The organism is Paenibacillus sp. J45TS6, from assembly GCF_018403285.1.
Lineage (GTDB): Bacteria > Bacillota > Bacilli > Paenibacillales > Paenibacillaceae > Paenibacillus.
In genome coordinates, this window is record NZ_BOSJ01000009.1 from 59681 (window position 1) to 74006 (window position 14326).

General features: G+C 38.4%; 13 protein-coding genes. 5 read left to right on the forward strand and 8 right to left on the reverse strand.

The features are described from left to right. Positions 1-57: 57 nt before the first annotated feature. Positions 58-669 (forward strand): hypothetical protein, encoded by a 612-nt coding sequence (locus KJS58_RS14585; protein WP_213533358.1) that lies wholly within the window; start codon positions 58-60, stop codon positions 667-669. A 183-nt stretch (positions 670-852) separates the two neighbouring features. Here the strand turns inward: KJS58_RS14585 and KJS58_RS14590 are convergent, their stop codons facing one another. The 7 genes from KJS58_RS14590 to KJS58_RS14620 form a co-directional block, all read right to left on the reverse strand. Continuing rightward, on the reverse strand, positions 853-1908 hold the full coding sequence (locus KJS58_RS14590; RefSeq protein WP_213533360.1) for a serine/threonine protein kinase: 1056 nt from the start codon (positions 1906-1908) through the stop codon (positions 853-855). Continuing rightward, a complete protein-coding gene (locus KJS58_RS14595) occupies positions 1905-2342 on the reverse strand; it encodes a hypothetical protein (RefSeq protein WP_213533362.1) in 438 nt (145 codons plus the stop codon). The genes KJS58_RS14590 and KJS58_RS14595 overlap by 4 nt, the downstream gene beginning before the upstream one ends. A gap of 367 nt (positions 2343-2709) precedes the next feature. After that, the gene (locus KJS58_RS14600) at positions 2710-3471 is read right to left on the reverse strand and encodes a hypothetical protein (RefSeq protein ID WP_213533364.1); all 762 of its coding nucleotides are present in this window, start codon (positions 3469-3471) and stop codon (positions 2710-2712) included. A 167-nt stretch (positions 3472-3638) separates the two neighbouring features. Then, on the reverse strand, positions 3639-4349 hold the full coding sequence (locus KJS58_RS14605) for a hypothetical protein (RefSeq protein ID WP_213533366.1): 711 nt from the start codon (positions 4347-4349) through the stop codon (positions 3639-3641). Positions 4350-4572: 223 nt separating this feature from the next. Next, positions 4573-4983 carry a hypothetical protein gene (locus KJS58_RS14610; RefSeq protein WP_213533368.1) on the reverse strand — a complete coding sequence of 137 codons (411 nt, stop codon included), beginning with the start codon at positions 4981-4983 and terminating at the stop codon, positions 4573-4575. 828 nt (positions 4984-5811) lie between these two features. Further along, complete coding sequence (locus KJS58_RS14615) at positions 5812-6252, reverse strand: hypothetical protein (protein WP_213533370.1); 441 nt, start codon at positions 6250-6252, stop codon at positions 5812-5814. Between the two features lie 258 nt (positions 6253-6510). Next, entirely contained in the window at positions 6511-7254 is a 744-nt protein-coding gene (locus KJS58_RS14620; protein ID WP_213533372.1) for a tyrosine-type recombinase/integrase, read from the reverse strand. A gap of 158 nt (positions 7255-7412) precedes the next feature. On the opposite strand from KJS58_RS14620, the gene msrA reads away from it, so the two are divergent. Together msrA and KJS58_RS14630 are read left to right on the forward strand one after the other, a co-directional pair. Next, the gene (gene msrA / locus KJS58_RS14625; RefSeq protein WP_213533374.1) at positions 7413-7931 is read left to right on the forward strand and encodes a peptide-methionine (S)-S-oxide reductase MsrA; all 519 of its coding nucleotides are present in this window, start codon (positions 7413-7415) and stop codon (positions 7929-7931) included. A 467-nt stretch (positions 7932-8398) separates the two neighbouring features. After that, a complete protein-coding gene (locus tag KJS58_RS14630) occupies positions 8399-8581 on the forward strand; it encodes a hypothetical protein (protein ID WP_213533376.1) in 183 nt (60 codons plus the stop codon). Between the two features lie 183 nt (positions 8582-8764). On the opposite strand, the gene KJS58_RS14635 is transcribed toward KJS58_RS14630, so the two are convergent. After that, positions 8765-9334 carry an NUDIX hydrolase gene (locus tag KJS58_RS14635; protein ID WP_213533378.1) on the reverse strand — a complete coding sequence of 190 codons (570 nt, stop codon included), beginning with the start codon at positions 9332-9334 and terminating at the stop codon, positions 8765-8767. Positions 9335-9532: 198 nt separating this feature from the next. Between KJS58_RS14635 and KJS58_RS14640 the strand changes: the two genes are divergently transcribed. Both KJS58_RS14640 and KJS58_RS14645 read left to right on the forward strand, forming a co-directional pair. Beyond that, positions 9533-11290: an SWIM zinc finger family protein gene (locus KJS58_RS14640; protein ID WP_213533380.1), complete on the forward strand. Its 1758-nt coding sequence runs from the start codon at positions 9533-9535 to the stop codon at positions 11288-11290. Next, positions 11287-14265 (forward strand): DEAD/DEAH box helicase, encoded by a 2979-nt coding sequence (locus KJS58_RS14645; RefSeq protein ID WP_213533382.1) that lies wholly within the window; start codon positions 11287-11289, stop codon positions 14263-14265. The genes KJS58_RS14640 and KJS58_RS14645 overlap by 4 nt, the downstream gene beginning before the upstream one ends. Positions 14266-14326: the final 61 nt, after the last annotated feature.

Genomic DNA, 14326 nt, shown 5'->3' on the forward strand with positions numbered 1-14326 from the left:
ACTAATTCCTTTTTGCTGAACAAAAGGATGATCTCCTAACTAAAGGCGGGGTTATTTTTGAAGAAAAGATTTAAATATATTGTGATAGCTTTATTATCAGTAACGCTTATTGCAACGACGGCTATTGTCTATTCTAATAATCAAGAAAGTGCTGCTGATCCTTACAAACAGATTACGTACTTATCTGCTAATTCTCTCAAATTGCAAGATGTTGATAAGTTAGACGAGTATGTCGAGCTGATCGTAGTAGGTTATGCGACGGAAGACTTTTCGGATAGAGAACATAACGTAGAGGTTTATGCAGACAATTACCTGCAGGATTTCTCCACGAGAACAACTATTAAAATCGATAAAATAATAAAAAAGCCAACTGACTTTCCAGAAGACCAGAAAGAATTGACTATCATTGAACCTGTTAGTCTTCATGAAGGAGAAAAGTTTACAGTGGGAAATTATATAGAGCTCAAGAAAGATGAGCCAAGTGTGATTTTTTTGATGAAAAATAGTTTCGGTGATTACTCTTTAGTCAATGATAACTTAGGTAAAATCATGTTGACTGATGAGGAACCGAAAGCCCCTTTGCAAGCTTTAACAACATCGGAACTTTCAGAATACAACACATTCCGTAACTCTGTATTAGAGAAATATGGTTTAAATGCACAACAGTAAATAAAAGAATACCTTATTCACTCTCTTATGTTTAAACTTCATAAAAAAACACATACAAATTTCTACTGAAAAATACCCAAAAGGATAATTTAATCTTTCAGATATTTCCTATAACGTTACTGTATCCACAACTTCCCTCCGACTAAAAACCCATCTTACGTAATGTAAAATGGGCTTTCGAAATTATATGTTCTGAAAAAACTTATTAAGTTCTAAAGAAGTATTAACTTGAACAAGCTCTCTTGTTTTAATTAATGCCTGACTGAAAATTCTATATCCCTCTTCATCCTTTACCACCTTATATTTTTTTCTTCTCCATTCTTTACATAAATATTCACTGTCAGATTGGACTATCCAGTCAGGCACTTCACTCTTGGTTTTAGCTAAATCTTTATAAAATGAATCTAAAGTTTTATATCTTAGTTTTATTGCATTATTTATTACTCTATTTATTTTTGTGCAATATATAGGCAATTGAGGAATCACATTTATTAACTGATCTTTTTTAACAAGTTTAATTATTTGATTTTTTCCCTCTTGATAGGTATTATCAGGATCTAACTTTAACTTGCTTAACTTAGCATAAAATTCTACGTCTGTTGGTAGTGTTCCATTAACTAATTGAAATAGAATCAAACCTATTTGATATATATCTGATTGAATTGAATAAATGCCTTTAGAAAATACTTCAGATGATCTATACAGAAAAGGTATAGGATCTTCAATCAATACTTTTGCACCGATAGACTTGACAGAGCCTAAATCAACAATTATAGGCTTTGTACCATCATATATGATGTTCTCGAGTTTCAAGTCACGATGTACTAACCCAAGATTATGTACATCACTGACACCCACTATTAAATTCATGATAATATCAATTGCTTGTTTTAACGATATTTGTGATAGTCCACAAAATTTATCAAGAGTATATCCCTCAAGATATTCCGTTACAATGACCAATTGAGAGCCTGTATGTGAGTCAATAAACGAATCGAATACATTTACAATATTTTGTTTATCTCTAAGATTAATCAGTGTTTCAACTTCATGTTCAATGTTTTGGCCTTCATCCCAAGGAAGTGGAATAAATTTAACGAATACCTTTTTTTTAAAAGTTTCATGATAACCTTGGAAAGCTACACTTGAACCTTCAAAGATCTCTTTTTCTAATTTGATGTTTCTTTCCTTTAAGAAGAAATCTTGATACATTGATAGATTAGAAGTGCCAATGTTCATATTAATTCCTCTAATAACAAATAAGCGATCACTTGCTGAGCTTTGGTTGAATATCTAACTTTGTTAAAAATCACCCATACTGGGTTTGTCGGAAGTTCCTTAAATTTCTTTTTGGTCTTTTGTGTTTTTATCTTAGTTAATTGTTCTGCATATCCAAAATCAGATATTGCCAAATCTATAATTCCTTCAGCCTTTACTCGCTCAATTGAAGGACTTCTTTGTCCATTTGAAGCGACCTCTAAAATTAATCTTTCGATTTCCGTGAATCTCTTCATTATCATTTGAATATAATTGTAAAGTTCTCTAAGGGACTCTCCAGAGTCGTTAGACAATACAAACTTTTCAATTGCCAAAGATCGTTCATTCTTATTGAAAGTAGATACGTATATTTCATTTGAACTAATTGAGAAACCCAAAATATTGATTTTTGACATCCCCTTTAATGATGAAACAATATATATGAAAATTCTACCACAAAATATAGTCTTTAAGTATTTTTGTCTTTATTTCTGAGAGTAATGTTATTTCAATATCAGGGTTATTTACACTTTCATTTTCGAAATAATTCAAAATAAGGTTTTCCATTTATGTTTCTCCTATTTTATAGATTCTTTCAGATAACGTTGCGTAATTCTGACGTCCAAATGGCTTAAGGACCGAAGGTCTGGGTGGCTTAGCCACTTAGCCGATTGGATGTGTCGCCTGATTCCACTTCTCAGAAAGTCCCTCTTGACGACCAAGGAGCGTCAGCGACGATGCTGAAAAACATTGTTATCGGAAGGTTACTCCCCCTGAAAACATTCATTGTTCGTGCTTTTCTAAAAACTCTTTATATTTCGCTTTATTCTCTCTGAAATGGTGTTCATATATTGAGTGAGTATCTTCATTACTTGAAGATAGCATGATTTTCATTTCATTTGGGTTTATGACTTGCGAACTCGTTAGTTTACAAATTTCATTAATTAATTGGGGTTGTCTTTCTCCATTAAATAATAATAAATAAAAATAGAATGAGTTGATTGATACTAACCGATACTGTACATTCTCATGCTTCAAATTCGGTAATTCGAATCGTCCTGATCTAACTCCTGATGGATATAAATTTCTTATAAAGCCCTTCTCAAGCACTTTACTAGGTTTTACTATCTGAACAAGTAATGAGAAATTCTCAGGTCGTATTCTCTCGCTACCAAGTATATATGGGATAAGTGAATTAAAATACTCTATTGGCTGTCTTGAAGCTCTTGCTGTATTAAAAGATAGTTTTAAGAGTACTCTTGCTAACAGATCATAATCATATTCAAAGTTAACAATTTCGTGTTCACGCACAAAATCTTTGAAAAAAGCATCGAATAGTTTACATAAATAATCATCCAAACCTGACAGAATTCCATTATTACATGTCTGACAAACATCCTTAATTACAAGTTCCCCTGCTTGCACTTTATTAGCACGTTCAGAATATCTTCCAATGTAAGTAGGAACTCTATTAATAATTCCCTTAGGCCAAATATGTTCTTTAGTTAGTGGCTTGGACAAGCCACAGTATGCACATAATTTCATGTTTTGTTCTCCCTATTTTTATAATATTAGTAATTTTCTGATAACGTTCCCGTATTCACGACCCAGCGTATGCTGGGTGTCCGGCTCCTGCCGGACCCTGGGCGCATGCCCGCAGCGTGAATATTATGTTAGGTGATATCCTCTTCTTCGAAGTCATACAATCAAAATTATTTATTCATCTTTTCAATTATTTTTTTTGTATCTGAAAAAGCGCGTTCAGGCATCTCATCCCAAAATTTTTGAACTGCAATAATATAATTATATAAATCACTTTCATGAGCTTTTATAGTGTATCCATCTAAAAGTACCGCCCCGTTTAATTTAAGTAAATCAACTGGGTCATCAAAATACTCACTAGTAAAGAAATCTGGTCTAATCTTTCTTAGCTTATCGGCTGACTCTCCATCCCCATGCTTGATAGTGTTAGCAAGAAATTTCAATTCCCTTATTTCACTCCAGGCCTCTGTTTTTGTTATATCCACTTTATGCAATTTAAAAATGGTTTGAACACCTTTAAAATCTAAAACTCTCTTTGTGAAATCAAAATAATTACTCATTTCACTTAATGTAAACTTTATTAATTGTTGTTCCCAAGTATGATACAATAACGAAATTGTCATTAATAAATGATTTGATTGCATCCTTAATAAATTTTCGTACATTTCAGCACTTTCTTCATTTGCCGCCTCTGCTACTGCCGAAAAATCCGTGTCTTCATCTGCAGGGTATTCTCTAAAAAGCTTGTCTCCATATTCAGTTGCCTGTTTATCAATATCATGAAAGAAAGTTTTTGTTTTATTGAAGTAATCTTCAACCATGGCTAATTCTTTCTTGTGTCTTTGCATTAAAGGCTTCCAAAAATATAATTGAGTTTCCATTGATTATACCTTCTTTGGTTTAATTTTTTTGAGGGTTTCACCTAACGTTCCTGTATTCACGACCCAGCGTATGCTGGGTGTCGGGTTGCCTCTGCTTCATTGAGATCCTTCCATGCTGGACCTAGAGCATATGCCCGATGTGTGAATATAATGTTATGTTATATGATGTCAGCGACTTCTTTGAAAGCACATTCAAAATCTTAAGATATATGGATCCTTAAAATCAATCGATTTCACAATCTAACCCCCTAAAGTCATTATTGAATATATATTTAATAATTATCTTTCTTACTGAATGTGCAAAGGGAAAAATTAAGTCATGACTGAAATCATTTTCATTATCTGATCCATGTGCTGCGGTATTATTTCTAATCCTAATAATTCCCCCAATTTCATTAACAATAGGATCAGATTCCAAACTTAAATGTCGGAGAGTAAATAAAATTTTTCTTCTTAATGAAACAAGTTTGTTCAAATCATTAATAATACTTTTATGAATCGTTTGATCTTGTCTGTTTTTTTGAAAATCTTCCTTGAAAATATCTTTAAGAAGATTCGGTACTATATTTTCTATTTGAGTAGTAAAGTTATTTTTACAGTGTTCCTTGTAAATGTGATTTGAAACTATCTCCATTGATTTAAATAAGCTTAAAAAGGCTTCCTCATTTAATTCATTGTCCCATAGAACTAAGTACCTAGAATAATATTTTATTGCAGCCAGTCCAAGTCTTTAAAGATTATAATTTTCATTATATAGTTGTGATAACCTATCCTTAAATTTTAGTATTTCTCTAACATTAACTTTATTCCCAAAAAGTTCAAGATTTTGTTCTGGCATTTTATCAATTTGACCCGTCATCATAGAAGCGCCATCGAAGCAATGTGTTAAATTTAAATCATACATAAAATTCAAAATCTTTAGTGATTGTTCTACCTCTTTAAAAGCAGAATTTAGATGATTCTAATATATTCCTTTAAAATCTAAATTTGTATTCAATCTCAATATAGATATAAAGGTCAATTGTGTTAGAATCATCATCAATCTCATGATTCATAACATATACTGATGTTTCTGGAATTATAAAAGATAAATTTTCTGGTAATTTAAGATTGAAACTCTCATTATGCACTGTTTCTAAAAAAAAGCTTAAAACGATAAGGAATAAACGGCACTATTCTCACCTGTCCTTTCATCTAAAGAATAATATTTTTGACTTTCAAAGATTTCAAATTAATTTTCGCTGATTTCCTATAACGTTTGGCATTCCTGACGTTCAAGCAGCTAAGTGACCGCAGGGGGCGTCAGATTTAGCTGGTTGAATGTATCGCTTTAATACTCTCCTTGGAAATCCTTCTAAGCCATCAAAGGCGAATACCCGCAGTAGGATGTTTTGTTATGTGATGTCATGCCTTCCGCGATTATACTTAAGATTATTTAATCCGTTTTATCATATAATTAATGTCAATGTAAACGCTTGGATTTAATTATATTACCTTTCTTAACCTCAAGAATCCTCAATATATCGTCTATGTTACTTTCATATAACTTATCAGCGAATGAATTCGCATCTCGTTCTGATGGATGATTATAATATTTTTTGATGTTTCCTGATTTTAAATCTATATTTTCTTCAGTAAATAGTTGTTTTGAATGTTGCCATGCATGACGAATTTCATGAAATACATTCCATATAATTTTACACTTAACAATATCATTATCAGAATCGTCTAAATTAAATGGGAATATCTTAATCATTTTAATATCATCAAGGCAAACACCAATTGGAAGACCAACTTCATTTCCTAAAATAATAGTGTACGTGTCATCTGACATAGTAGGGTTTTCATCTCTTTCAATTTCAAGTTCTTGACGATCTTTATATAGGTATATGTAGTATGGCAAACTAATATAATCTTCCTCTAATATGCTATACAGCTACGTGATTGCTTTCGATTAATAATTAAAGGACATCTGCTTGTAATGTTCATATGTCTACATTCCACCCTTGATAGATTTTACTATAACTTCTTTATCTCTGTATGTCGCAAATATCTTCTTTTAACCTATATCTCTGAACTACGTGTATCATCACATTCATCATGTATTCACGAACCTCAATATCTATTAAATTATAACTCATATTCAATATATTGTAATTGATTATTCTCCAAAATCCTCCTTCATTCGATCCAGCGGACTTTGGATCTTCTTTAGATTCTTCCTGCTTACATGCGTATATCTTTCTGTTGTGGAGGAATGGGTATGTCCAAGTAATTCTTGAATGTACCTAAGATCCGTACCTCCCTCTATTAAATGTGTAGCGAAGGAGTGTCTTAGAACATGAATGCCAACTTCCTTACGTATCCCAGATTCTACTAAAGCCTGTGCAAATACTTTCTGCAGGGATCTCTCTGTAAGGTGCCTCCCTTCGATCTGTCCGGGAAACAACCAGTTTCCTGGACTCTCATTCTTTACATAGTTCTGTACAAGTTCCCATGCAGCAGATGAGAGAAGTGTATATCTGTCTTTCTTTCCTTTGCCTTGCCTAATTAAAATCGTTCCTCTGTCTATATCAAAATCAGTCAGTCTTAACCTTACCACCTCACTAACCCGAAGTCCTGAAGCGTACGCTAAATATAACATCGTCCGATGCTTCAAGTTAGGTAAAGCTTTAAGAATCCGAAGAACTTCTTGCTCAGATAATACATAAGGAAGTTTCTTCTCCGGTTTTGGTCTTAGATAACGTGCACTCTCGGGTGACTGATGTAAGACAAATTTCGTCAAAAATCGTATAGAGCTAATTGCTTGGTTTACATAAGCATGTGAATGTCCCTGCTCTAGTAAGAAGACTGTATATGCTTCTACATCGGTTCGTTCTATTCTAAAATATCTTCTCCTAGTCATCGATTATCTTTGTATTCCAAGCGTAAAGCAGAAAATAAGAACTACTCAGGACTTAACTATCGACTGTTTACACTTTGTACCAACTCGCGTTTTTGGTATACTGAACTCTATTATCTTTACTTTAAGCCAACTACGACATATCGAAAGAGGTAGAACCTATGGAAAAAGCTACTTTTGCAGGAGGATGCTTCTGGTGTATGGTCACTCCCTTTGAGGAGCTGCCCGGCATTCATGGCATTGTATCAGGATACATGGGAGGATCGGTAACGAATCCGACCTATGAAGAAGTGAAAAAAGGAAACACCGGACACTACGAGGTTGTACAGATCACGTTTGATCCAGATGTTTTCCCTTATGAAAAACTACTCGAACTCTACTGGCCGCAGATCGATCCAACTGATCCAGACGGTCAATTCCATGACCGGGGCAGTCAGTACAGAACCGCCATTTTCTATCATAACGAGCGGCAGCAGGAGCTTGCCCTGCAATCGAAAAAGGAAGTAGCAGACAGCGGCCGATTTGATAAGCTGATTGTAACGGAGATTTTGCCAGCCGAAACGTTCTATCCTGCTGAGGATTATCATCAAGACTATCATAAGAAGAATCAGAAGCACTATAAGGAAGACCGCGAGAAATCAGGTCGAGACGAATATATCTCAGAGCATTGGGAGAATTAAGATTCATAATAAAATTCTCATATTAGATGGTTAGAGTACACTTGTAATATATAATGCAAAAGAGCCTTTTTCACACTCCATTCGGAGGGAACTGCTTCCTGTTTTTGAAACAGGGAACAGCCCGAGAAATAAGGCTCTTTTGTTATGCGTACTTTCTCTTTAGTTTTGAGTACATTATCTCTATTATGGATGCTTTCTCTTCTTGTAAGATATGTCCTCACAATCCGAATAAATATGATAAATATGAAACGGATCCAGCTGGCTTGCAAGCAGTATTTTGGGGTTTACTTGGAATCAGGTACTTTTCATGTTTCTAAATTCGTTCATATTAGAATCAAGCGATAAATCCTTTGTTTATAAATGAGATTAAATGGTTAATAATCCATCTAATGTATGATACCTTTGGTTCATTACACGGATAAGAAATTTGATGAAACGATACTATATACGAGTAAGGAGTGAGTCTTATGCCTTTTCCTAATCACCATTTAACTCCGAATGACGAAGAGGTAGCCAAGAGAAAAGCAGAAGAAAAAGACCAGGAAATTTCCAAGCATTACTCGGTAGGAAGCAATCTGCTAATGTCATTCATGGTTGCTGGCATTGTTCTTGCCGTGATCGTTGGGATCTACTACTGGCGTATGCATTAACGACAGATACCTGCTTTTGGTCGCTTTCAAATTGATTCCTTCTAATCGGTGATCGCATCTCTCCCTGCCTAATCATTGAACTCCCACGTTCCCTCTAAAAAGCCAGGCAGATGACTCACTCTCTATCTATCTCTATCTCTATCTATCTCTCTCTATGTATCTCTATGCATCCGTTCCATTCACTTATTCCCCCATACTCTCATAGCTCATTCTAACCCGATGTGCCAGCTGGTACATCTCTGCAATATCATATCTACCTATCTCCTCAAACCTGCGTACGGCCTCATTAATATCAACGAGTTCTACCAAAGATACTTGTTCCCCATCTTCTGGATTCAGAGGTTTGCTTACTAACTTCACCTCTCCATATCCGAGCAGTCTTACAAAATGCGGATGCGGAATATGTGCGCGATAAGGGGCCTCCAACGTTGATGTACACTGAAAATGACCAAATGGATGGTAGCTGATGAGTTCCGCTCCAATCTCCTCCATTAATTCTCTTCGCAGTCCATCCATGTATGCCTCTTTCGGTTCGAGTGTTCCGCCAATCAGTTCCCACCTGCCATCTTCCAGCTGCATGACTACATACTGATCTCCCACAACGGGAATGATGCTGATGTTACTGATTAGCTCTTCATTCGGAACTCCACCTAGACAAAATCTCGCCGTAACGGTTCCCCAACATATCAAGCCCGATAGTGTGGCAAGCTGCTGTAGCTCATCTTGGTACTGTGAATGGTTATGTGTGTGCATCCTTTAATGTCCTCCTAGTCCTATGATCTCTTCCCTATTATATGTCATTATCTAACTCCACCTTCTGCTGTCAAAGTTGCCCTTCCGAACTCATACCGTTATCCTAAATATCAGCCCCATTTTTCATTAGAGGAAATTTCTCAAATATACGAATTTGATTATAATAGATAAACACTACACTCCCATAGGAGATTAATAATGAACTTAAAATATATGCTTGATGAAACAGAGTGGCAAATGCTCATTCAAAGGATTCGGGAAAACTTCAATGATATTACGATAAAACGTGGATTTGAACAGTATAAACAAGAGCTTGCCCATCTTATGAAAATATCCAATCCCGAACATATAGAAGGCTTTGTTGAAGGCAAGGATGAGGAGCGGTACCAAGTTACACTCAATCTAGATACTTTATCCGAGAGTCATTGTACCTGTTCCGTTCCATCCTATTGTAAACATATGGTTGCCGTACTTCTTGCTTACGTGAATCAATATGGACGATCTGTTCATGCGATTGTAAATAGCCATTCAGCAGCGACGCTTACCCAGCAAGATAGATCTACTCATCTTACGAGTCCTGCTAAAAAATCTAACCAACAACCTTCAGGTGCAGGACCAACTACAGAACAAAATGCAGAACTAGATGTAGAAGAACTAGATATAGAAATAGGTGTAGAACCAAAGAATAGTGTTCGCAAAATAAACACCCCTGCACAGTTACAATTGCAGGAGCTAGCAAATAAGTTACCGTCCATGCCCATCCAAGATTGGCATGCTTTTTTCAAGCTGTGCACCTCCTCCGTAGGAACTGACAGCCCTAACGTTCAATATGCACAGGAAGCTCTAGCTTCCATCCATAACCAGCAACCTGAGCTTTCGCCTGTCTTGGACCAGCTGTATAAGCTCCATGCGCAAGTGTTTGTGCTTGATAAACTGGTAAGACCCCTGCAGAATTCAAAAATGCATCGAAATGTATTCATGGGCTTTCACACACAGGTTGCCGCGGATGATGTACAAAAAGAAATAACACGGATATTGACTGAGCCGTTTAGGATCGGGGACGAACCGGAGCATTGGTCTCGTGTGTCAGAAACTTCTGACTACTTACGGAGCCGTATGCTGGTGGAATCAAATAACCTCCGTTATTTTTCCGCGACTTATGATCTGCTCTGGTTGCACTGGATTCATCCTAACCTGAAGGACCAGTTAATGTACGAAGAGGAACTAGAACAGTTAAGATTGGCGGAAAATGAGCTTAAAACCTCGCTTGCCAAGCTGCCTTGGTTGTTAGCTCAAAGCCAAATCCACTTCTTTTTAGATCAGGATGAACCTGCTTTGGACATGCTTCGGCAAGCTAATGACAAAGGAGTTATTCCTCCTAAGCGCTTCTTACTCTTTCTGCAGATTCTATCTGAAAAAGAGCAGTGGTCACGGCTGCAAAACTGGCTTCTCGCCATTGGTCCGATGATGCTAAGTAGACCTCGAGAGCAGCATATTCAGGCATATGTGAACCTGTGGGAACAGGTTATTCAGCATTCCTCAAGTCCGGATTCTAAGCAGCATTTGTGGAACAGCCTGATCAGCATGCTTCCTTATTCAAGGAGGATATATGAAGAAACCTTGCTCGCTCATAGTAAATGGCAGCAGTGGATGGATTTTCAGCTAAGCAGCGGCACAGAGCCTCTGGATTTCCGTGTCACCGTCCTAAAACCGATAGAGAAAAATGCACCCGAACTGCTATTGCCCTTCTATCATCAGGCGGTTGAAAGATATATTCTGCTTAAAAATAGAGATGGCTATAAAGCAGCCGTGAAACTATTAAAACGATTATCCAAACTGTATCTAAAAATGAAACAAGAATCGCGCTGGGAAGAGTTCATCACTGCTTTTGCTAACCGTCATAGTCGTCTGCGTGCGCTGCAAGAGGAGCTTCGAAAGGGGAAACTGATACCATGAGTCAATTCACAGAAACGATCACCGTCCATATCAGTCTCAGCACCTATGGAGATGCTCTGATTTACGGTTTGACCGCAGCAAACAGATACGTATCCGGAATGGATTTGAAACATCGTCTATTTGCTTGGCACGAGGCATCAATGTATGGTACGGAACTGGAAATTAAACAGATTGAAGAGGTTGAACTTATTATTCTCCCTGCAGAGCATGTTCTCCCCTTCTTGGCCGAACGCAGGCTTTTACATCATATCGAATGGCTGTGGGATGAAGAAGCTGCGCAGTGGATTGAGTTTGCCTCCATTTTGAATGTATGTATTGAAGAAAGACAATATATTCCTAGCTTTACTGCCTTCCGGCAAGGAAAACTCGCCTGGACCTGGGACACAAAAACATTAACTACAGCAGCCACCGCTGCATTGAAGCAATTAAAAGACGATCATCCAAGCGATTATGCCGGATTAAACGCCGCTTTCTCGTCTGCCGTGTTTTATCGCTATTATGGAACCGAAGTTACTGCTTCCGATCTACGCACGGAGTATCCATTACTCTTCACCAAAGATCGTGCAGCGGCTGGTATAAATGAACAAGCATGGCTCGTTTCGATTGGCTGGAGAGCAGATGCTGCTCCTTTCCGTCTCTTACTACAGTTACTGGAACCAGACGATGATGATCCGTCATGGCGACTTAAGCTTGTATTACAAGATAAAATCGATCCCGTGATTCTTATTCCTGTGCGCCTTGCTGAAGATGGACATGTATCTGGCGGGTGGCCGGATTCTTGGTCAAGTCACATTATTGAACGCTCATCTGGATGGCTGGAGCATTTACGTGCAAGTCTGCCTAAGGAACAATGGGCCGAACATAGCGGAGATGTCCTTAGTAAACCGCTGTCTGATGAGGCTGCTTGGAAATTCCTAACGGTAGACAGCCGTCGTTTACTCGAAGCAGGCTGGCAGGTACTCCTTCCTGCTTGGTGGGAAGCAGCTAGTCGCAGACGTCCTAAGCTTCGGGCCAAGGTTCGAGCAGATGAAGGGGATAGCGAAGGACAAGCAGGCAAAGGGAAGTCATTTTTCGGACTAAATTCCATCATTCAATTTGATTGGCGTATTGCCATTGGAGATGCTCAGTTCACCGAAGCGGAGTTTGCTGAACTTGTGGCTCGCAATGAGCGATTAGTGCAGTTTCGAGGACAATGGATTCCGCTTGACCCGGCTCTCTTAGCACAGATTTCCCAAGCAATGGCAGGAGTTGACAGCTCACAGGGGTTATCTTTTCAAGATATATTGCATCTGCATCTACTCGAGAACAGCCAAGTTTCCTATAGGGGCCGTGCCAAGGAAAAAGCAGATCAAGAGGATGATGAGGACAATGAGCACATTCAGATTGGTGTCGAGCTGAATGAACATCTGACAAGGCTTATTAATCAATTAGGGCGACAATCCGAGTGGCCGAAGCTCAGCGTTCCAAATAATCTTCAAGCAGAACTTCGAACGTATCAATATGATGGTTTTTCGTGGCTTGTCTTCTTGCGTAATTATGGTCTAGGAGCTTGCCTGGCAGATGACATGGGTCTTGGTAAAACGCTGCAGTTTATCACCTATTTATTGCATTTAAAAGAGACCAACGCAGCTGCAGATCCCGTAAATCCTTCCCTTTTAATATGTCCAACATCGGTACTTGGCAACTGGCAGAAAGAAATAAGCCGTTTCGCTCCGTCCCTTCGGGTGAGGCTTCATTATGGAAGCAATCGTGCAAGCGGGGATGATTTTCAAGCGCTTATCGGGCAAGCGGACGTCATTATCACCTCCTTTGCCACAGCAACGCTTGATCAAGAATTACTGAGTACAGTTACGTGGGAATCGCTCTGTTTAGACGAAGCTCAGAATATCAAAAATGCACAAACGAAACAGTCCACTGCTGTCCGCAGCTTCCAAGCGAAACATCGGATCGCGCTTACGGGAACGCCTATAGAAAATCGGCTCTCAGAGCTATGGTCTCTCTATGATTTTATAAACCCAGGTTATTTGGGAACAGCGCGAGCATTTAGTGCTCGGTTCATTCAGCCGATTGAGAAAGACCAAGATGAGCAAAAGACAATCCAACTGCAAAAGCTGGTCAAGCCATTTATGCTCCGCCGGAAGAAGAAGGATCCTGCCATTCAGCTCGATCTACCGGATAAGAATGAGATGAAAACCTATATTAAGCTTACTGCCGAGCAGAGCGCTCTCTATGACCAGGCCGTTAACGACTTAATGAACAAAATGAAAGAGCTGGAGGGGATCGAAAGAAAAGGGGCGATACTTTCAACCCTTACCCATTTGAAGCGGCTCTGCGATCATCCGGTATTGTTAACAAAAGAGTCTATCCCTGATATTCAGGACGATCCTGACAGTCCGTTTAACACGGACATGTTAATCAGCCGTTCGTCCAAACTTGAGCGCTTGCTTGAGATGGTTAGAGAGCTTCGTGAAGAAGGCGAACGTTGCCTTATTTTCACTCAGTATATCGGCATGGGAGAAATTCTGAAGCAGACGCTCCAACAGGAATTGCAGGAGCCTGTACTTTATCTAAATGGAAGTACTTCCAAAATGGCTCGCGATCGGATGATTGAACAGTTTCAATCCCAGTCCCTGCCGCCTGCTGAACAACCAAATGTATTTATTCTTTCCATTAAAGCCGGAGGCGTAGGGCTTAACCTGACAGCAGCCAATCATGTGTTCCACTTTGACCGCTGGTGGAATCCAGCCGTAGAGAATCAAGCAACCGACCGTGCTTACCGTATGGGTCAGACCAAGGACGTACAGGTACACAAGTTCATCGCGTTGGGTACGCTTGAGGAGCACATTGATGAGATGCTGGAGAGCAAACAGCAACTCAGCGACAATGTCATATCCAGTACGGAGAGCTGGATTACCGAGCTGTCGACCGAGGCGCTTAAAGATCTGTTCACGTTAAGGCGTGATATCACCGGTTAACTTCAGCCCTTATTCAGCCCTTATAAAGCAGCTTCAAATAGCTTTCATTGTATACCAAAGT

Coding starts and splice junctions, on each gene's coding strand:
- KJS58_RS14600 (WP_213533364.1), bottom strand. CDS start 3,471: ATGAAATTATGTGCATACTGTGGCTTGTCCAAGCCACTAACTAAAGAA.
- msrA (WP_213533374.1), top strand. CDS start 7,413: ATGGAAAAAGCTACTTTTGCAGGAGGATGCTTCTGGTGTATGGTCACT.
- KJS58_RS14640 (WP_213533380.1), top strand. CDS start 9,533: ATGAACTTAAAATATATGCTTGATGAAACAGAGTGGCAAATGCTCATT.
- KJS58_RS14610 (WP_213533368.1), bottom strand. CDS start 4,983: ATGGAGATAGTTTCAAATCACATTTACAAGGAACACTGTAAAAATAAC.
- KJS58_RS14605 (WP_213533366.1), bottom strand. CDS start 4,349: ATGGAAACTCAATTATATTTTTGGAAGCCTTTAATGCAAAGACACAAG.
- KJS58_RS14645 (WP_213533382.1), top strand. CDS start 11,287: ATGAGTCAATTCACAGAAACGATCACCGTCCATATCAGTCTCAGCACC.
- KJS58_RS14630 (WP_213533376.1), top strand. CDS start 8,399: ATGCCTTTTCCTAATCACCATTTAACTCCGAATGACGAAGAGGTAGCC.
- KJS58_RS14635 (WP_213533378.1), bottom strand. CDS start 9,334: ATGCACACACATAACCATTCACAGTACCAAGATGAGCTACAGCAGCTT.
- KJS58_RS14590 (WP_213533360.1), bottom strand. CDS start 1,908: ATGAACATTGGCACTTCTAATCTATCAATGTATCAAGATTTCTTCTTA.
- KJS58_RS14620 (WP_213533372.1), bottom strand. CDS start 7,254: ATGACTAGGAGAAGATATTTTAGAATAGAACGAACCGATGTAGAAGCA.
- KJS58_RS14595 (WP_213533362.1), bottom strand. CDS start 2,342: ATGTCAAAAATCAATATTTTGGGTTTCTCAATTAGTTCAAATGAAATA.